A 19,113-nucleotide genomic window follows, 5' to 3' on the forward strand; every position below is an offset into this window, starting at 1 on the left:
CTCCTATCGGGTGGTCCTCGGGCGCCGGGTTGCGGAGAGGCCGCAGCCGTTCAGGTGTTCACGTGTGCGTACGGCGATGGGCAGCGGCACATCGGGAGCGCACGGGTTCGGGGTCGTCCGGTTCCCGGTCGGCCTGCGGTGACCGGACGAGCACCGAGGCACCCTTGCTTCGCTCTTCAGGGGGCTCCTCGTAGGTGCGGAGCCCAGGCCGGTGCTTGGACTCGGAGGCCCGGCGTCCGCTGCGCCCGCCCGGTCGGCGCTCCGCCGTGTGGCCGTCCCACCCGTCCCGCGGAAGGCGGCAGGCCGCATGAACACCACATGGCTTTGGCCAGATTGGACGTCTGACGGGTGTTCGAACCCGGCGATACTCAGGGCTGGGCAATCCGCCCCAATCCCCACGTCCATCGGAGGTCTCTCATGCCCCAGACCAGCGTTGCCACCACCGCCGTGCTCGATGCCTGGCTGACGGGCGCCGAGAGCGCGTACGGCCAGACCAACCCCGCTGGGCCTCTCTACGTCGGTGGCGCCGCCGCCGAGGCCGCGCTCACCGACCCGAGCGACTCCCTCTACGGCTTCTGTTCCAGCCCGAGTGGGTCGCACGGCAGCTGGTGTTGCTGATCGCCTGCGGTGACTACAGGGCCCTTTGTGGAGGCCCTGCCCGCTGAGTGCCCTCTCCAGGGCGCTTTTTGACCGTATCGCCTGCGGAGTACGCCTCTTCGGGAGCGCCCGTGGGGAGTGCGGTTCATAAGGCCGGAGCGTGGGAAACCGCGCGCCAAGCCACGACGCGTCCGCACCCGGGAACGCGCCGCAGCCTGCCGAGTCGGTTGCCGCCCGCCCCCGCGCGCGTCGGGGATGCGGCGGTTTCCGGCTCGGCCGGTTGCTGCCGGGTGCGGATGGGTCGTGGCTGGTCGCACAGTTCCCCGCGCCCCCACGGAACGACCGGAAGAAGCGAGTTCACGGCGGAATGGGGAGGGTGGACGGTGAGCGGATCGGCGCCGGAAAGATCGGAAAGGCCGGGGAGGCCGGGGGAGTCGGGGAGGCGGGACGAGGCGGAATGGTTCGCCCGACCCGTACGGACCATCGCCCGCCCTTGGCGGGAAGAGCTGGCCGGGCGGCTGGCCACCGTCGACGCCCTGAGCCGGGAAGAACGGGAAGCGGTACTGGAAGCCGGCCACACCGCTCTGCTCAAGTCCTTGCACGCGAAGCTGTCCCGCCTGTTCCTGATCGAACTGCACGCGCTGCGCATGACAGCGGGCGGCGGACGCCACGCCGAGGACGCGGGGGCGGGATCGGACACGCGGACGTGGACCGCGTTCCTGGAGCAGGCCGGGGAGGAGGGCTATCTCGACCGGCTGGCCGGCCGATACCCGAACGTCGGCCCTCGGATCGCGTCGGTGGCGCGGCTGTCGGTGGCGGCGACGGCCGGATTCGCGGAACGCCTCGCCGCGGACCGCGAAGTGCTGCGGCCGCTGCTGGGGGGATCAGCGGGGGAGATGCGAACCGTCGCGTTCGGGGCGGGCGACACCCACCGGGGCGGCCTGACGGTCAGTCGGGTCGATTTCGCCGGCGGGAGCGTCATGTACAAGCCCCGGCCGTCCGAAGCCGACGTGGCGCTGGGCGCGCTGCTGGACGAGCTCTACGCGGACTTCCCCGACGCACCGTCGCCCGACGAGCGCATCCGGGTGCCGCGAACGCAAGCACGCGAGGGCTACGGCTGGGCCGAGTTCGTCCGTCACCGCTACTGCGCGGGCGAGACCGAACTCGCCGCGTTCTACCGGAACGTAGGGCACTGGCTGGCCGTCCTCCGCTTCGCCGGCGGCACAGACATGCACGCGGAGAACATGATCGCCGCGGGTCCGGTGCCGGTGATCGTGGACGCCGAGACGCTCTTCGACGCTCCCGCGCCCTTCCCGCCCAGCGGCAGGGGCGACGCGGTGGACGTGGCCGCGGCGGCCATCCGCCGTACGGTGCTGCGTACCGGACTGCTGCCCGTACGCGGCACCGGCTTCGCGCTCGGCGGGGTGGACATCTCCGGGGTCGGGTCGCTGCCCGGCCAGCAGCCGCTGATCCCCAACCCGGTGATCGCGGACGCCGGTACCGCGGCGGCCCGTTTCCAGGTGGACCTGGTGGCGATGCCGACCGCGGGCAACCACCCCAGCCCCACTCCCGTGTTGAGTGCGTACTGGGACCGGATTCTGGCCGGCTTCCGCGAGATGACCGCGCACCTGCGCCGGTCCGGGACCGACCCGTACCGGCTGCTGCGCCGCTTCGAAGGCGCCCAGGCGCGGCGGATCCTGCGGCCGACACAGGCGTACGTCGACATCGGCCGGATGCTCTGGCACCCGGCGTCGTTGCACGACGAGGCGGCGGCGGTCGAACGGGCCCGGGACATCCTGCGGCGCAACGCCGAGGTGCTGCCCGGCGCGCCGACCGAGCGTGCGGCCATCGACGGCGAGATAGCGGACCTGTTGGCCGGCGACGTGCCGATGTTCACCTTCATCGTGGACTCGGCCGCCGTGCGGACCACCGTCGAGGACTGGCGCACCGCCGACCTGGCGCTGGAGGAGGCGGTGATCCAGGACGCGCTGGTCGGCGCGTACCTCAACGAGCGTTCGCTGCCTACGCGGACGCAGGCCGCCGCCCGCGACCCGCACGCCCGGGACCGCGAGCGCCGCCGCCGCGACCTGGCCGCGCAGATGGTGCGGCGGCTGTGCGACGGGGCGGTGCACGGCGAGGACGGTACGGTCACCTGGATCAGCCCCGTCTTCACCCCCGCGGGGTGGTCCATCAGGGTGCTGCCCGCCGACCTCTACACCGGGCAGGGCGGGGTGACGCTGACGCTCGCGGAGTACGTGACCGAGGTGCGGGCCGGGCGGGCGCAGGAGGTGCCGGGCGTCGACGAGACGTTCGAGGGGGCGCTGCGGGTCCTGGTCGGCACCGAGGACCGGACACCGACGCCGTCACCCGGAGCGTTCAGCGGTGCCGCGTCGCAGGTGTGGACGTGGCTGGCGCTGCACCGGGTGCTCGGTGAGGACTGGCTGCTGGAGCGGGCCGCGGCAAGGGCCCTGCTGCTCGCGGAGGGCCGACTGGTCGAGGACGACGTCGAGGTGGACCTCCTCAACGGGGCGGCAGGCGCAGTCGTCCCCCTGCTCGATCTGGCCGCGGCGACCGGGCAGGACCGCTGGCTCGGCGCCGCCGCGGACATCGGCCGCCGGCTGACCGGGCTGGCCGCCATCGACGCGAGCGGCGCGCGCTGGACGACCCGTCTCAACCCCGAGGGCATCGGCGGCTTCGCCCACGGCGCCACCGGTATCGGCTGGGCGCTGACCCGGCTCGCTCTCAGCGACGCGGGTTCCGCGGCCGAACGGCGCGACTGGAACCACCTCGCCGAGCGGGCCTTCACCTATCAGGAGTCCCTCTACCGACCCGAGCACGGCAACTGGCTCGACGTCCGCATCGGCGCCGAGGAGGACTTCTTCACCAGCTGGTGCCACGGCAGCGCGGGGGTAGGCATCGGCATGCTCGATCTTCACCGGCGCACGGGCGATCCCGCCCACTTCGACATGGCGAGCCGGGCCGCGCGCGCCTGCGCCGCCGAGGGCTTCGGCTGGAGCCATACCCTGTGCCACGGCGACCTCGGCCTCTGGGAATTCCTCACCTCCATGCCCTTCGGTGACCCCTCCGACCTCGACGCCGAAATCCTCACCGGCCTGGAGCAGCGCGGCCCGGTCGGCGGCCTGGCCCGCGAAGCGTTCTCGCCCAGCCTCATGTCCGGCCTCTCAGGAGTCCTTCACACCCTCCTGCGCATGCACCCCGCGGCCACCCTGCCGAATCCCCTTCTCCTCGACTGACCCGACCTCGGGGACAGCTGTGGCCCTCGGGCGTGGTCGCGGAGACCGTCGTGCTCGGTGTCCGACAGGGCGGCCACCGTGGTCAGCACAACGCCGGACGGGCAGTCGCAGCCCCTGGTCGCATGCGGCCGGCGGCCCTGCCGGCCTCGCGCCGGGAGCCGGTGCGGGGCCGGGCCCGTCGACGCCTGGTCCGGCGGGTGCGGGACGCGCTCCGCAGCCTTGACGGCGCATTGCCGATAGTTCTTGGCTGCGCTAGCAAGCCGTCCTGGGGCGGTGCACTGTGGAACATGTGGGGATCTGGAATCGCTTTGCCGACTTCGGCCCGCGGCAGCCGAACCATGCGCTGCTGGCGATCCCCGTCCTGCTCATCGTGATGATCACGGTCGTCGACATCGTGGCTCCGGCCGACATCCACCTGGGGCCGCTGCTGGTGATCGCGCCCGCGATCACCGCCTCCTTCGCCGGTCCCCGGCTGACCGGGGCGATCGGCGTCCTGGCGCTCGCGGCCCAGGCAGGTATCAGCCTGCACGACGGCACCCTCTTGTCGCGCAACGTCGTCGTGCAGATCGTCGCCCTCGCCGTACTGACCCTTCTGGTCGTGGGCTACACCCTGGTACGCGAGCGGCACGGACAGGAACTGGCCCAGGTGAGATCGGTCGCCGAGGCCGCACAGCACGTACTGCTGTGGCCGCTGCCCAGCGGGATCGGCCCCCTGCGTACGGCGTCGGTATATCTGGCCGCCGAGGACGAGGCCGAGATCGGCGGAGACCTGTACGCCGTCACGCGTACCGACAACGCGACGCGCGTGCTCATCGGAGATGTCCGGGGCAAGGGCCTGGCAGCCATCGGCGAGGCCGCCCTGGTGCTCGGTGCGTTCCGCGAAGCCTCCCATCAGCATGCCGAGCTCATCGCGCTGACGGACGCGCTGGAACAGAGCGTCGGTCGCTACCACGGCGAATTCACCGCGCCTGAGGACGAGGCCGGGGCCGAGGAGCGCTTCGTCACGGCCCTGTTGCTGGAGATCCCCGACGATGCCGCCATCGTCCAGATCACCAGCTGCGGGCACCCCGCGCCCCTGCTGCTCAACCCGCAACACTCCGTCACCGCACTCAGGCTGCACCCCGCACCCCCACTGGGAGTCGGCGTCCTGAGCCCGTCGGCGCGCACGCTGGACGTGTTCACCTTCGAAGCCGGGGAAACCCTCCTCCTCTACACCGACGGCGTCATCGAGGCGCGCAATCAGAGAGGTGACTTCTACCCGTTCGCCGAACGAGCCGCCCAGTGGACCGAGTGCGGCCCCGAACCGCTCCTGCATCACATCCGGCGTGACCTCCTCGCCCACGTCGGCGGACGCCTCGGCGACGACGCCGCGCTCATCGCCATTCGCCGGGCGCCCACCCACTCCGGCCACCATCTCCCAAGGCTCATCCACACCGAACGAGCCTGAACGAGTGCCTGCATCGTGGCCACGGCGACCGGACCCGTGGAAACGTGCGACCTCAGCCGTGACCACCAGCGACAATCCCATGGGAGCGCGAATTCCGGAGGGTGGGTGCCGGACTCCCAGGAAGGCAGCTCCTGAGAAGGGCGTGGCCTGGTTGCACGTGCGTCGAGGCACCACGGTAGAGACATGAACACGAACGCGGCACCACACCCCTTCGTCGGCATGCGGGTGACGCCGGACGGCCATGGGCTCACCAGTGCCCGGCCGTACGCACCACGGCACAGGTAACCGACATGGAAAGTTGGAACTGATCGTTGTCGTCGCCGTCGGTGTACTGGCGATGGGCCGGCTGTCGCGTCGTACGGGCCTGAGCGAACCGCTGCTGCTGCTCGGCGCAGGCTGCCTCATCGGACTGACACCGTCCTTCGCCGCGTTCGCGCTGTCCCCCGATGTCGTCCTGTTCCTCTTTCTCCCCGTCCTGCTGTACTGGGAGGCGCTGACCTCCTCGGTGCGCGAGATCCGCAACAACTTCCGCAGCATCGCCCTGCAGTCCACCGGGCTGGTCCTGGCCACCGTCGTCGCCGCCGTGGCCCCCGCGTTGGGCTACAGCCGGCCCATCGCCTTCGTCCTCGGCGCCGTCCTGGCTCCGACCGACGCCGCGGCCGTCTCCGCGGTCGCCGAGGCCATGCCGCGCCGCATCCTGACCGTGCTGCGCGCCGAAAGCCTGCTGAACGACGGCACCGCTCTGGTCCTGCTGGCCGTGACCATCGAGGTCGTCACCGATGAGCAACCCGTCTCCTGGTCCGGCACGGCGGTCGCCTTCGCCGAGTCCTACGTCGGCGGAATCCTGATCGGGCCGCGGTCGCGCTGCTCCTGATCCCGGTCCGGCGCCGGCTGCCCGAGCCACTGCTCCACAGCGTGCTGAGTGTCGCCACCCCCTTCCTGGCCTACCTGCCCGCCGAGCTCCTGCATGTGTCCGGCGTCCTCGCCGTCGTCACCTGAGGCCTTGTGACCACCCGATTCGGCCCCCGCGTCATCGGTTCCGACGCCCGCATCCAGGCCGTCGCCTTCTGGGAAGTGGCCAGTTACCTGACCAACAGCGCGCTGTTCATCCTCGTCGGCATCCAACTGCCTTCCGCGGTGAGGGCATTGACCTCGGTCTCCCTGGCACAGGCCGCGATCGCCGCCTGCGCCGGGAGCGTCGCTGTGATCGGGACACGGCTGCTCTGGTTCTACTCGGTCCCTTATCTGGTCAGATTCCTGGACCGGCGTCCTCAGCAGCGGGACCGCCGTATCACCGCCCCTCAACGCCTGCCGCTGGCGTGGGCGGGGATGCGCGGAGCCATCTCGCTGGCCGCGGCGCTGACCGTGCCCGCCGCGACCGCTGAGGGACATGTCGTCGAGCAACGCGACGCCGTCGTGTTCATCACGGCCGTCGTCATCGTCGTCACCCTGACGTTCCTCGGTCCCACACCGCCGACCGTGGTCCGCCGGGCCCGCTTCCCCGACGACGAGGACAAGACCGCGGAACTCACCCTCGCCCGCTGCCATCTTCTGAATCTTCGCAGGGAATCGGGGCCTTCAGGCCGGGCGGGAATGCGGTCCTCGGTCTGGAGGCGCGAAGCGCCGGAGTTCTCTGCGTCTGCGGGGTGACGGTGAGGAGAAAGGCGAATCACGCGGCGGCGGAGTCTTCCCGGGAAGACCCGGCGCACTCCTGAGTGGTCGGCTCCGGAAGTCCTTCGGGGGTTGATCATGCGGCGAGGCGGAACGAGGATTCTTCCTGATGACCGGCGGCGTGCCGGTCGAGCCTGGCCAGCAGATCGTCCAGGTCGGAGTGGTGAACTTCCCCGATGTGGCTGGGCTTCCACACGCGCCTTGCGGGCGTCGGGCCACTGGCCGCGTTCAGGCCGAGCCGCGCTGATCCTCCCCGCGCATCTCGCACGCGCTCTGGCCTTCCGGACGACGTGACACACTGGCGGTTCAGGCAGCGGTAAACGGGGGTGATCCGATTGGGCCTGGAGATCGAGAGCCGGCCGTCGGAGCTGCCGTACATCGAGCGGGTGTGGCGCAGCCGCAGCGACGACGTGGGCAGGATGACGTCGATCGCGACATCGCACTGGGAGCTCGTCTTCTGGGAGCAGCACGGTCAGGTCCGGGCGGCCGTACTGGGCCCGGAGCCCAAGGCCTGCCTGGCCCCCGTACCCAAGGACGCCACGTTCTTCGGCATCAGCTTTGCCCTCGGCACCTCGATGCCGCACATACCGATCAGTCGACTCGTGGGCGGTAGCGCGGAGATACCCGACGTGACGCGGCGCTCCGTCTGGCTGAAGGGCTCCGCTTGGCACCCGCCCGATTACGACAACGCGGAGGCGTTCGTACGGCGCATGGTGCGTGAGGGCATCGTGGACTGCGACCCGATCGTGCCCGCCGTGCTCGACGGCGCCACCCCCGACGTCTCCGAGCGCACCCTCCAGCGGCGCTTTGTCGCGGCGACTGGCCTCACCCGGGGCGCCATCCGGCAGATCCACCGCGCCCGCGAGGCGGCGGTACTGATCCAGGAGAGTGCGCCGGCCCAGGACATCGTGCACCGGCTGGGCTACTTCGACCAGCCGCACCTGGCGCGGTCCTTGACCCGGTACATCGGCCGGACCGCCACTCAGCTGAGCGCTCCGGACAGGGCGGAGCCCCTGTCGCTTCTGTACAAGACCTCAGCTTCGATGCCCGCATAGTCTTCCTGGCGTAGCCGACGGGGTCGGCCCGTCCCGGTCAAAGGGCCGTCCCGGCTCGGACCGGGCAGACGACCCCGGACTCATCACGGAGGAATCATGCGCAAGGTCGTTTCGGGTCTGTTCGTCTCGCTCGACGGTGTCGCCCAGTCGCCGAACGAGTGGCAGTTCGATTTCGATGAGGAGATGGGCGCGGTGCTGGGGGAGACGCTGGAGACGGCCGACACGATTCTGCTGGGCCGGGTGACCTTCACCGAGTGGGCCGGGTACTGGCCGACGGTGACCAGCGGCGAGGACGCCGGTTTCGCGAAGTGGATCAATGATTCGCCCAAGTACGTCGTCTCCTCCACGCTGGACAGTGTCGAGGACTGGGCGAACAGCACGCTTGTCAAAGGCGATCTGGCGGCAGCGATCGAGGAGCTCAAGGCGGGCGAGGGCAAGGACATCACCGTCGCGGGCAGCCCGACGCTGGTGCGTTCGTTGCTGGAGCAGGACCTGCTGGACGAACTGGTACTGCTGATCCACCCGGTGGTGGCGGGCGAGGGCCGCAAGAAGCTGTTCACTGATGACGCCCCCCTGAAGAAGTTGCAGCTGGTGAGCGCCCGGCCGACCAGCAGCGGAGTGATCATCGCGACCTACCGTCCGACGCGCTGAGCGCTGCTCGGCGCGGGCGTGAGCCCACGAGACGCCCCGGCAACAGGAAACGGCAGGCCCGAACCCGGTGCGGCAGTCTACGGCCCATCATGATCCGCTTCTCCCGATCGGCCTGCCTGCCTTGCCCGTTGCGGTTGCCCGCCCGATAGCCCCGACCCCGGCCGAACGCGAGCGGCTGAAGAAGATGGCCTATGGCCACAAGGCCGAGCACCGGCTGCGGATGCGCGCGCAGGTGGTGCTGCACGCGGCGCGCGGACGCTCCAAACCGACAAAAAAATTGTCAAGGCGAGAAATGTTGTCGGTCGAGGGATTGCCGGTGCGGTGCCGGATGCCCCCGGAGACCGGCCGGAACGCGCACCTGGCCGGGACCGATTCGAAGGGGCTGGTCAGAGCCAGATGGTGGGGAGGCCGGTACCGGTCCGTGCGCCGCGCAGGTCATGGGCATGGTGGTCGAACAGCAGATGGCCGTCGGGACCATGCGTCCCAAGACGCGGATGGCGTTCACGACCGGGGGCGATCGCCACCCAGGGAAATCGCGGAGTTCGCTGGTCCTCCCCGGGGCGGACGGATTACCGGGGAGGCGGATCAACGGGACCATGCATCCGTGCGCCCAGGTGTAGGGCACTCACCTTGCGCGCCGGCGGCACGCGGGTCGGGGACCCGCGTGCCACCGGCTTCCGGAGGCGGTCGTCAGCCCGCGGCGGCGGTGAGCGCTTCGAGGGCGCCGGCCTGAGTACGCCAGTCGGTCTGGTTGGGGCTGGTGCCGGCCCAGCGTTCACCGAGGGCGTTGAGGGAGCTACGGTCCCGTGCCCACAACGTGTCCGCCTGCGTCTGGACGTAACTCTGGTAGGTGCTGGAACCGGTCGCCTTCGCGAGGTCGGCGAAGTTCCGCATGAAGACGCCCTTGAACTGCTTCTGGTTGTCGTCGCAGGACGCGGAGCCGATGTCGCACGACTCGGTGAGCACTCCGTCCCGGGTCAGCGTCGGGCGACTGACGGCGGCGTCGGCCAGGGTTCGTGCGGTGGCCAGCAGGGAGCTGTCCCCGGTCGTCCTCCACAGTTCGGTGAAGCCGCCGATGGCCAGTCCCTGGTTGTAACTCCACACGGTGCTGCCGTTGTTGGCGCAGGCCGGGGTGAGCCCGTCGTTCACCAGCCCCGAGGAGTTGATCATCCCGCTGGCCCTGTACCAGGCGGCGGATGTCCTGGCCCGCTGCAGCCACACCGTGTCGCCCGGGATGCGCTGGTGCAGCGCGGTGGTCAGCCAGAGGTACTGTCCGTTCGTCACGGCGTTCTTGTAGGTGCGCTCGCGGTCCCACCACACGCCGCCGCCGCAGGTGCTGGGGTCCCAGTACTGCTGGACGTAGTTGGCGATGGTGACCGCCTCGTTCAGATAGCGGGAGTCACCCGTGTAGTCGTACGCGTCGATCCAGGCGATGGCCCACCAGCCCGAGTCGTCGATGGAACGGCTGATGAAGTCGCCCTCGATGGTGTCCGAACTGCGCACACCGGCGGCGAAGGCGCCCTTGTTCTGGTCGAAGGTGCGCGCGATGACCCAGTCGTAGTTGTGCGTGCCGGTGGTCCTGGCGAAATCGATGAGGGAAGTGAGGGTGGCGGCCGAGTTCCACCAACTGCTGGGCCACCAGCCGTTGTACGGGTCGTACGAGGTCATCAGCGTGTCCGCCGCGGCGCGCACCCTGGTCGGAGCGGGCCTGACCCACGCGGTGCAGCTGCCCTCGTTGTGGCTGGCCTCCCGGCCGCAGGCGCGGACCGCGCCGCCGTAGAGGAGGCCGCGCGGGTCGCGGGTCGCGTACATGGCGGTACGGGTGCCGGTGGCCCCGGACGGGGTGCTGGTACGGCCGAGTGAGGAGCCGTCCGGCCAGGTCGAACCGCCGTCCCAGGAGCGGTCGAGCCAGATCTCGTCGCCGGCGCCCCCGGTGTCGATGCTCGCCCAGGCCATGGAGCCCTTCTGGTCGACGTGCAGCCGGATCGTGCGGCCGTACAAGGTGGTTGACGGCACGGGCTGGTCGTCGCCGGCCGCCTGGCCTGCGCTCGTGCCGTCGCAGAGGGTGTCGCAGACGGTGGGGTAGACCCAGTTCGTGCAACCGACGCCTGCGGCGTCGCCGCAGGCCCGGACGAGGCCGCGTCGGTGGTTGCGCGGGTCGGTGATGTTGTACATCAGCGTCCTGGTGCCGGTCCAGGTTCCCGGGATGCTCGCCTTGCCGAGCAGTCCTTCCCAGGTGGCGCCGCCGTCCCAGGAGCGGTCCAGCCACACCGAGTCGCCGGTCACGCCGTTGTCGATGCTGGCCCAGGCCATGTCGTCCGCGTCGGACACATGCAGTTCGAGGCGACGGCCGTTGAGGTCCTTGTTCGGCACCGGGAAGCTCTCCTGCCGGGCCTGTGAGGGGTCCAGCGTGTCACAGGCCAGTACGCACACCTGAGTGGCGGCGCCCGCGGGCGTCGCGGCCGGGACCAGTGCCACGAACGCGAGAGCGGCCGTCAGCAGGAAGCTGAGAAGCCGTGACCTGACAACGATGTCGGAGCTTCGTAGGGGCACCGGATGCCTCGATTTCACGATGGGGGACGCCGGTTGGCGGGCGTGACGGGAGCCGACGGCTCGCACGGAGCCGCGCCGGGGAATTGGATCAATGGTCCATACCTGTGCCTGTCTCCGAGGCAGTGAACCGGCTCGCCCGAGCCTTGTCAATGTCGCAACGGGCGGCTTCTTTCACAGGAGTTGACGGCTGCCGCGATGGGTTGACACCCGCTTTTCGGGCGCCCATCATCGGTGCGAACTTCGGCGAGCCGTCTCGCACCCCTGCTGTTTCTTCAGCCCCAGGCCTGCACCGGCATTTTTTGAATCGATTCAAGCGATTGGTCGCCGAATCGAGCAGTCGGTTTCCGCACCCGATCCGGGAGGTATTCATGCGCCGCCGCCGGCCCCCGCTGAACCGAAAGCCCAGTCCAGGACGCCTATTCGGCCTCGCCACGGTGGTGACCGCCGCGCTGGTCGCGGCACCCGCGCCGCCTGCCGGCGCGGCCCCTCCCGCGTCCCTGTCGGCGTCGGCAACCACAACGTCCGGTGCCCGGGCGGCACTGGACGCGCTGAACTACTCACCGACCTCGCGCACCCTCAAGCCGACCGCCGTCCACCGTACGTCCGGCAGCGTCGCGAACCCGCAGAACGTCCTCAGTGGACAGTCGACGCGGATCTCCGGCGCACAGTCGGCCATCACTCTCGACTTCGGCAAGGAGGTCGGCGGTCTGGCAACGTTGTCTTTCGGCAGCACCAGCACCAGCGGCCAGCGGGTAGGCCTGGCCTTCAGCGAGTCGTCCCTGTACGTGGGCAACAACAGCGACCGCAGCAGCGGCCGCGACGGCGAGGACGGCGCCCTCTACGTCGCGCCTTCCGTCAACGGCACCTACACGATGCCTACCGCTCAACTGCGAGGCGGCTTCCGCTACTTGACCGTCTTCCTCGACACCTCGGGCTGGGTGGACCTCAAGGGCGTCAGCCTCGCGTTCACCGCCGCCCCGGGGAAGGCCGACCCGGCCGACTACGCCAACTACTTCTCCTCCAGCGACGAGCTGCTCAACAGCATCTGGTACGCCGGGGCGTACACGGTGCAACTCGACACGATCGCCTCCAACCAGGGCCGCGCCTGGCCCCCGCCCGCCTCGGCGTGGGACAACAGCGCCACCGTCGGCGTCGGTGACTCCGTCCTGGTCGACGGCGCCAAGCGCGACCGGACGGTGTGGCCCGGCGACATGGGCATCGCCGTCCCCACGCAGTACGCGTACTCCAACGACCTCACCTCGACCCGCAACGCGCTCACCACGATGTACAACGCGCAGTCGGCGACGGGCGAAATCCCGTGGTCCGGCCCGCCGTTCAACCTCACCGGCTCGGACACGTACCACACCTGGACCTTGCTGGGGACGTCGACGTACTACACGTACACCGCCGACCGGGCATGGCTGGACTCGGAATGGTCCAACTACAAGCGGGGGATGGCCTTCATCACCGACAAGATCGACGGCAACGACCTGCTCAACGTGACCCGCACCCAGGACTGGGCGCGGGTCGGCCAGGGCGGCGAGAACATCTCCGCCAACGCGCTGTTGTACGGCGCGCTCAGGGGCGGCGCGGGCCTCGCCGCGGTCGAGGGCGACAGTGCGCTCGCCGCGAGCTGGAACGCCAAGGCGGCCGCCATCAAGACCGCCGCCAACTCCCTTCTGTGGGACGCCGCGAGGGGCATGTACAAGGACAACCCCACGAGCGGCCTGTACCCGCAGGACGGCAACTCCCTCGCCGTCTGGTACGGGTTGAGCGACTCCACGGCCAAGTCGAAAAGCATCATCGCGGGGCTCGGCAAGAACTGGGGCATCTACGGCCCCACCACCCCCGAGTGGGGCGGCGATGTGTCACCCTTCGCCGGCGGCATGGAGCTGAACGCCCGCTTCACCGCCAACGACGACTACACCGCACTGGACCAGATCCGCCGTACCTGGGGCCACATGCTCGACAGCGACATCGGCACCAAGAGCACCTTCTGGGAGGGCGTCAAGGCCGACGGCGGCCTCGCCTACGGCGGTTCGTTCATGAGCCTGGCCCACGGCTGGTCCACCGCGCCCACCTCCACGCTCACCTTCGACGTGCTGGGCACCGCACCGGAGTCGGCGACCGGCACGTACCGCTTCGTCCCGCACCCAGGTGACCTCACCAGCGCCGAGGGCCGCATCACCATGCCCCAGGGCGCCATCAACGCGTCCTGGTCCCGCGACCCCGCCGCCGGCACATATTCGGCACACTTGACCAGCCCGTCGGGCACCACCGGCCGCATCGGCGTCCCGAAGTTCGGCGGCGGCAACATCTCGGTGTCCGTGAACGGCACCGTCGTATGGCGGGACGGAACCTTCACGCCCACCTCCGGCATAACCGGCGCGAGCCAGGACGACACCTACGTCTACCTCACCGGCGTCGCCCCCGGAAGTTACACCGTGACCGCCACCGGACTGGGCAATCCGTCGCCACCCGCCGACCCCGGTACCGGCGCCCTGCGGCCGGGCTTCACCCGGTGCGCGGGCGAGGGCGGCACCTGCACCTTCAGCGGCACCCGCTCGGTGGCCTACGGCGCCGGGACGTACACGTACAAGACGGTGACCGGCAGCACCGCCTGCACCAACGACTCCTTCGGCGGCGACCCGGCGTCCAATCTCGTCAAGTCCTGCTACGTCGCCGACGCGGGCGGCCCGCCCGGATACACCGCCTGCGCGGCCGAAGGCGGCACGTGCGCCGTGCCCGGCTACAACCGCGACGTCGCCTACGGCGCCAACGGCAACTTCGTCCACCAGGTCACCAACGGCTCCGTCGACTGCTCCAACGCCCACTTCGGCGATCCCATCGACGGAGTGGCCAAGTCCTGCTACCTCCCGCCCGCGGACGCCCCGTCCGGCGGCTGGACCAAGTGCGCCGACCAGAACGGGACCTGCCCGGCCGCCGCGGGGCAGCCGGTGACATACGGCGCCTTCGGAGCGTTCACGACGATCACGGCCACCGGCGACACCCCGTGCACCGACGCCACGTTCGGAGATCCGATCCCCGGCGAGTCGAAGGCCTGCTACACCGCCACCGGCGGGCCGGTCGGATACGCCGCCTCCTGCTCCGCCGAAGGCGGCACGTGCGCCTTCAGCGGACAGCAGACCGTCGCCTACGGCGCCCGGGGCCGTTTCCTCTACAAGGCGTTCACCGGCGGCACCGGCTGCACGACGGCGGCGTTCGGCACCGATCCGCTGCCGGGCGTGAGCAAGACCTGCTACCTCACCTCCTGAGCAGCGCAACGCCTCCGGCAGCCTCCGTTCCCCGCGTGTCAGGGGGCTGCCGGATCACTCCGGATGGGCCACTGCCTCCTTCTGCAGTTGCACCGCCGCCAGCAGGCTCAGTTTCGGTTCCGCCTGGCGCAGCGCCCGCACCGCCGCGACCGAGGTGATGTCCCCGGTGAAGCCGACGTCGGCCAGCCGGGAGCGGACCCAGCGGGCACGGAGCTGGGTCTCGGTGGCGGAGGCGGTGGACTCGACGAGCGCGGCAGCGCGTTCCAGACCGAGGCGCTCTTCCGGTGAGGCCTCGGCCAGTGCCTGGCGCAGGGTCGCCGCGACCACGTCCGCGTCCCGGATGGCCAGCACGAAGTTGTTCTTCTTGCTCAGTCCCGTGATTCCTGTCATGGGGATCAGCCTGACCGCCATGTTCTCTGCGTGCCAAGCGACTTGAGGAGTCTCAGAGGCTCGGCCACTCGCCGTCGGCCTGCGCGGTCGGGGCGGCGGACCGCGCACCCGGTGCGTGTCTGTGCGCCGGGTGTGCGGTCGCCCTGGTCCTTCGTCATCGGGTGATGGGATCAGCTGCTGGGGACGGTGTCCTCGAACGTGGTGCCTGCGCTGCGGTACCCCGTCACCTTGGCGGCGACCTGCGCCGGTGTGAGGACCTGGTCCTTGACGTGCAGGACGTAGTCGACCTGCTCGTCGTACGCCCGCGCGGTGGTGCCGGTCCGGCCCGCGAGATCGATCAGCCACTGGTTGAAGTTGATCGACATCGGTCGCTCCGGCAGGTACGCGGAGTCATGGGTGCCGAAGAGCTGTCCGTCGATGTGGTACGCCCGGTCACGTCGTGAGGCCACCGCATGGGCCGTTGAGCGGATGCGCGGGGCGGTCGCGTCAACGGCGGGGCGGCCACTGGCAAAGGCAGGGGCAAGAATCGCCTCCATGGCCCGCCACTCGCGGCGCAATGGCCGTCTGGCAACGCACCGTTCACTCAGGGGCCGCTGGGACGCGCCAGTGTGCGGTCGATGTCAGCTCAACTGCTCGCCAGAGAGGGCGCCATGGCCACACAGACAGGGACACCGGACGGGTCGACGCAGTCTTCCGAGGGGGTCAGCCGTCGCCACGCGCTGGGCCTCCTCGGTACGGCAGGGGCCGGCGCGGCCGTCACCCCGTTGCTGGGAGCAGGTACGGCACAGGCCGCTCCGCTCGCCGCCCCGGCCCTCCACCTCACCGCGGACTCGGCCGGTGCGCCGCCGGTCCAAGGGCTGCACCTGACCTTCGGGGCAGACCCGCGCACCCAGATGACGGTGTCGTGGATCACCGACAGACCGGTGACCAGACCCGTTGTGCACTACGGCACGCTGGAGGACGGCTTCGGATCCAGCGCCGACGCCCGGACCGTCACCTACGTGGACGGCACCTCCAGCCGTACCGTCTACGTCCACCATGCGTCGCTGAACCGGCTCACCCCGGGCACCGACTACGTCTACCTCGCCACCCATGAGGGGACGACCCCCGACAGCGGTACGTTCCGCACCGCTCCGCGCGGACGGAAGCCGTTCACCTTCACCAGCTTCGGCGACCAGTCCGCTCCGCAGGTGACCTGGGCGGCCAACGGCGCGGTGGCGCTCGACGCGAACTCCACCCCCGCGACGAAGGACATCGTCACCGGCATCGAGCAGGTCGCCCCGCTCTTCCATCTGCTCAACGGCGACCTGTGCTATGCGAACCTGGACGTCGACCGGGTGCGTACCTGGAACAACTTCTTCACCAACAACACCCGTTCCGCACGCTTTCGCCCCTGGATGCCCGCGGCCGGCAACCACGAGATCGAGAAGGCGAACGGCCCACTCGGGCTCGGCGCCTATCAGACCTACTTCACCCTCCCCTCCACCGAGACCGACGTCGAACTCGCGGGCCTGTGGTACGCGTTCACGGTCGGCTCCGTCCGGGTGATCGTGCTGCAGAACGACGACAACTGCCTCCAGGACGGTGGCGACGTCTACATCAGCGGTTACTCGGGCGGACGGCAACTCGCCTTCCTGGAAAAGGAGCTGAAGGCGGCGCGCTCCTCCGGGGACATCGACTGGGTGGTCGTCGCCATGCACCAGGTCATGATCAGCTCCTCGGACGCGAACGGCGCCGACCTGGGTCTGCGCCAGAAGTACGGTCCCCTGTTCGACAGGTACGGCGTGGACCTCGTGCTCTGCGGCCATGAGCACAACTACGAGCGCTCGCTCGCCGTCCGCGGCGTCGTCACCGGCAGCGAGACGCTGACCCCTCGTCCGGTCTCCCAGGCCACCGACTCCATCGACACCGGTCTTGGCACCGTGCACATGATCCTCGGCGGCGGAGGTGTCTCGGGTACGACGAACGAGAAGTTCTTCACGGACGGCACCGCCAAGGTGATCACCGCTGTGTCGGCGACCCCCGGCTCCAACGGCAAGCGCACCTCCGCCTACACCAAGGAGGAGGCGGTCTGGACCGGAGTCCGGGACATCGAGCACCCCTACGGCTTCGCCGCCTTCACCGTCGACCCCGGCCGGCACGCCGGTGACACCACCCGCATGCACGTGACCTACTACAACGTGAACAAGCCGAACGGCGACCTGTCGGTGTTCGAGACCTTCACGCTCCACCGCCGGCGCTCCGACGGCCACTCGAGGTGACCCTGCCGCCGGTCCGCCACCGGTCCCCGACGGCGCAGGGGTGAACCGCGCTCCGTCGGTACACAGTCAGTCGGAGACCTTGAAGCTGCCGTCGGCGTCGGTCAGCGGGTGTGGCGCCGGACGGCGTCGAGTAGCTGGTCGATGTCGTCGGCGCTGTGGGAGAAGGCGGTGACCAACCGGACGATCCCCGGTTCCCAGCGGTCGTGGTAGAAGGCGTAGCCCTCGGCGAGGAGTCCTTCGGTGACCTGCTGAGGCAGGTGGCAGAAGAGGATGTTGGCCTGCGGCGTGGCCAGAAGGCCGGTGCCGGGGATGGCCTTGAGCCCGTCCCCGAGCCGGGTGGCCATCGCGTTGGCCTGGCGGGCGTTGCGCAGCCACAGGCCGTCGGTGAGGTATGCGTCGATCTGGGCCGTCTGGAAGCGCATCTTGGAGGCGAGCTGGCCGGCGCGCTTGCCCCGGAAGGCGAGTTCGGTGGCGAGCGTGGGGTCGAAGCAGACGATGGCGTCGGCGGTCATCGCGCCGTTCTTGGTGGCGCCGAAGGACAGGACGTCGATGCCGGCCTTCCAGGTCATCTCGGCCGGGGTGACGCCGAGATGGTCCAGGGCGTTGGCGAAGCGCGCGCCGTCCATGTGGACGCGCAGTCCGGCGTCCTTGGCGATGGCGGACAGGCGGCGGATCTCCTCCAGGGTGTAGACGCTGCCGCTCTCGGTGGCCTGGCTGATGCTCAGCGCGGACGGCTGCACGCTGTGCACGTCACCGGCCCGGCGGCGCACCGCCGCCTGCAGCGCTTCGGGGCCGATCTTGGTGTCGGGGCCCGGGACACCGACGAGCTTGGCGCCGTTGGTGAAGAACTCCGGAGCGCCGCATTCGTCGGTGTTGATGTGGCTGTCGGGGTGGGAGAGCACGCTGCCCCACGGCGGGGTGAGGGCGGCCAGGCTCAGGCCGTTGGCGGCGGACCCGGTGGAGACCGGGAAGACGTCGACGTCGCGCTCGAAGATCTCGCTGAGTCTGTGGCGGGCGCGGTCGGTGAAGGGGTCGTTGCCGTACGGCAGGACCTGCCCGGCGGCCGCGTCGGCGACGGCCTGGGCTATCTCAGGGGATGCCCCGGCCATGTTGTCGCTGATGAAGGCACGGCTTGAGGGGGTGGTGGCGATGGTGGTGCTCATGGAAGGGGTCTTCCTTGGTGCTCAGGTGCTGATGGGGGAGGCGAAGACGACGGTGATGTCCACTTCCTCGGCGCCGGTGCGGTAGAAGTGCGGGGCGTCCCCGGCGAAGGCGAGCATGTCGCCGGGGCCCAGATCCTGCGGGGCGTCGACGGGGCCGGCGGTGACGTGCCCGGTGGCGATGAGCAGGTGCTCGATCGTGCCGGTGGCGTGCGGGACGCCGGGCAGCTCCGTCTCGGGCGGGATACGCAGCCGCCAGATCTCCAGGCTGTTGCCGCTGCTGATGCGGCGCAGCAGTTCCCGGGAGACCTCGCCGGGCTCGATGTCCGTGCCGGGCCGGAAGACCGGCCCGGTGTCGGCGTCACGCGCCAGCAGGTCGGCGATCGGAATGCGCAGGGCGATCGCGATCGCGTCCAGGGTGTCGATCGTCGGATTGCCGTTGCCGGCTTCCAGCTGCGACAAGGTGGCCTTGCTGAGTCCGGCGCGCCGGGCCATCTCCGCGGCGCTCATGCCGCGCTGCTGGCGGCGCAGGCGGATTTTCGCGCCGACCGCGGCTGCGGTACTGCTCACCGGCTGGCGGCCGGCCGGAGGGGGCGTCATCAGTGGCTCCTGTGGGTTGTGGTGCAGGACACGCGGATGCGGGCCCCAAAAGACCCGACGGAGTGAACCATGCGTTCACTATACCGAACACCCCTGGGCAGTGAAAGAGGTGCCGCACCGTCGACCGGTAGTTGGCCTGGACGTGGGTGAGGGCGTGCGCGCGGGCGCGCTCCGGGTCGCCGGAGGCGATGGACTCGTA

13 protein-coding genes and 3 pseudogenes are annotated in these 19,113 nt (G+C 70.1%); 9 read left to right on the forward strand and 7 right to left on the reverse strand.

Annotation, left to right across the window (positions count from 1 at the left end; all coding sequences use genetic code 11):
• Positions 1-3 precede the first annotated feature (3 nt).
• Positions 4-105 (reverse strand): annotated as a pseudogene (locus tag ABZ656_RS08760) (2-keto-myo-inositol dehydratase); the annotation flags it as partial.
• Between the two features lie 312 nt (positions 106-417).
• On the opposite strand from ABZ656_RS08760, the gene ABZ656_RS08765 reads away from it, so the two are divergent.
• The 7 genes from ABZ656_RS08765 (at position 418) to ABZ656_RS08795 (ending at position 8,675) form a co-directional block, all read left to right on the forward strand.
• Positions 418-618, forward strand: coding sequence for a DUF6229 family protein (locus ABZ656_RS08765; RefSeq protein WP_101406710.1), 201 nt, complete (start codon positions 418-420; stop codon positions 616-618).
• Positions 619-980: 362 nt separating this feature from the next.
• On the forward strand, positions 981-3,851 hold the full coding sequence (locus tag ABZ656_RS08770; protein WP_360265889.1) for a type 2 lanthipeptide synthetase LanM family protein: 2,871 nt from the start codon (positions 981-983) through the stop codon (positions 3,849-3,851).
• A gap of 289 nt (positions 3,852-4,140) precedes the next feature.
• Positions 4,141-5,298 (forward strand): PP2C family protein-serine/threonine phosphatase, encoded by a 1,158-nt coding sequence (locus ABZ656_RS08775; protein ID WP_360265892.1) that lies wholly within the window; start codon positions 4,141-4,143, stop codon positions 5,296-5,298.
• Positions 5,299-5,596: 298 nt separating this feature from the next.
• Positions 5,597-6,172 (forward strand): cation:proton antiporter, encoded by a 576-nt coding sequence (locus tag ABZ656_RS08780; RefSeq protein WP_360265895.1) that lies wholly within the window; start codon positions 5,597-5,599, stop codon positions 6,170-6,172.
• A 131-nt stretch (positions 6,173-6,303) separates the two neighbouring features.
• Entirely contained in the window at positions 6,304-6,948 is a 645-nt protein-coding gene (locus tag ABZ656_RS08785; RefSeq protein ID WP_360265898.1) for a hypothetical protein, read from the forward strand.
• 347 nt (positions 6,949-7,295) lie between these two features.
• The gene (locus ABZ656_RS08790; RefSeq protein WP_360265901.1) at positions 7,296-8,024 is read left to right on the forward strand and encodes a helix-turn-helix domain-containing protein; all 729 of its coding nucleotides are present in this window, start codon (positions 7,296-7,298) and stop codon (positions 8,022-8,024) included.
• 96 nt (positions 8,025-8,120) lie between these two features.
• The gene (locus ABZ656_RS08795; RefSeq protein ID WP_101406707.1) at positions 8,121-8,675 is read left to right on the forward strand and encodes a dihydrofolate reductase family protein; all 555 of its coding nucleotides are present in this window, start codon (positions 8,121-8,123) and stop codon (positions 8,673-8,675) included.
• Positions 8,676-9,365: 690 nt separating this feature from the next.
• Here the strand turns inward: ABZ656_RS08795 and ABZ656_RS08800 are convergent.
• On the reverse strand, positions 9,366-10,988 hold the full coding sequence (locus ABZ656_RS08800) for a glycoside hydrolase family 76 protein (RefSeq protein ID WP_360265928.1): 1,623 nt from the start codon (positions 10,986-10,988) through the stop codon (positions 9,366-9,368).
• 608 nt (positions 10,989-11,596) lie between these two features.
• Between ABZ656_RS08800 and ABZ656_RS08805 the strand changes: the two genes are divergently transcribed.
• Complete coding sequence (locus ABZ656_RS08805) at positions 11,597-14,503, forward strand: alpha-L-rhamnosidase (RefSeq protein WP_360265904.1); 2,907 nt, start codon at positions 11,597-11,599, stop codon at positions 14,501-14,503.
• Positions 14,504-14,557: 54 nt separating this feature from the next.
• Here ABZ656_RS08805 and ABZ656_RS08810 read toward each other — a convergent pair whose 3' ends face one another.
• On the reverse strand, positions 14,558-14,893 hold the full coding sequence (locus ABZ656_RS08810; RefSeq protein ID WP_099925933.1) for a hypothetical protein: 336 nt from the start codon (positions 14,891-14,893) through the stop codon (positions 14,558-14,560).
• A gap of 170 nt (positions 14,894-15,063) precedes the next feature.
• Positions 15,064-15,318: pseudogene (locus tag ABZ656_RS08815) on the reverse strand (hydrolase); the annotation flags it as partial.
• Between the two features lie 225 nt (positions 15,319-15,543).
• Between ABZ656_RS08815 and ABZ656_RS08820 the strand changes: the two are divergent.
• Positions 15,544-17,154: a metallophosphoesterase family protein gene (locus ABZ656_RS08820; RefSeq protein ID WP_360265908.1), complete on the forward strand. Its 1,611-nt coding sequence runs from the start codon at positions 15,544-15,546 to the stop codon at positions 17,152-17,154.
• 101 nt (positions 17,155-17,255) lie between these two features.
• Here the strand turns inward: ABZ656_RS08820 and ABZ656_RS08825 are convergent, their stop codons facing one another.
• From ABZ656_RS08825 to ABZ656_RS08835, 3 genes and pseudogenes are all read right to left on the reverse strand, one after another.
• A complete protein-coding gene (locus tag ABZ656_RS08825) occupies positions 17,256-18,317 on the reverse strand; it encodes a low specificity L-threonine aldolase (protein ID WP_360265911.1) in 1,062 nt (353 codons plus the stop codon).
• Positions 18,318-18,338: 21 nt separating this feature from the next.
• A complete protein-coding gene (locus tag ABZ656_RS08830; RefSeq protein ID WP_075029965.1) occupies positions 18,339-18,914 on the reverse strand; it encodes an XRE family transcriptional regulator in 576 nt (191 codons plus the stop codon).
• 103 nt (positions 18,915-19,017) lie between these two features.
• Positions 19,018-19,113: pseudogene (locus tag ABZ656_RS08835) on the reverse strand (GntR family transcriptional regulator); the annotation flags it as partial.

Source organism: Streptomyces sp. NPDC007095 (assembly GCF_040634475.1).
Classification (GTDB): Bacteria; Actinomycetota; Actinomycetes; order Streptomycetales; family Streptomycetaceae; genus Streptomyces.

Bases quoted from the DNA above. Each gene is read 5' to 3' on its own strand.
- ABZ656_RS08765 (WP_101406710.1), top strand. From the start codon at position 418: ATGCCCCAGACCAGCGTTGCCACCACCGCCGTGCTCGATGCCTGGCTG.
- ABZ656_RS08825 (WP_360265911.1), bottom strand. From the start codon at position 18,317: ATGAGCACCACCATCGCCACCACCCCCTCAAGCCGTGCCTTCATCAGC.
- ABZ656_RS08795 (WP_101406707.1), top strand. From the start codon at position 8,121: ATGCGCAAGGTCGTTTCGGGTCTGTTCGTCTCGCTCGACGGTGTCGCC.
- ABZ656_RS08830 (WP_075029965.1), bottom strand. From the start codon at position 18,914: ATGACGCCCCCTCCGGCCGGCCGCCAGCCGGTGAGCAGTACCGCAGCC.
- ABZ656_RS08810 (WP_099925933.1), bottom strand. From the start codon at position 14,893: ATGACAGGAATCACGGGACTGAGCAAGAAGAACAACTTCGTGCTGGCC.
- ABZ656_RS08820 (WP_360265908.1), top strand. From the start codon at position 15,544: ATGGCCACACAGACAGGGACACCGGACGGGTCGACGCAGTCTTCCGAG.
- ABZ656_RS08800 (WP_360265928.1), bottom strand. From the start codon at position 10,988: ATGGCCTGGGCCAGCATCGACAACGGCGTGACCGGCGACTCGGTGTGG.
- ABZ656_RS08805 (WP_360265904.1), top strand. From the start codon at position 11,597: ATGCGCCGCCGCCGGCCCCCGCTGAACCGAAAGCCCAGTCCAGGACGC.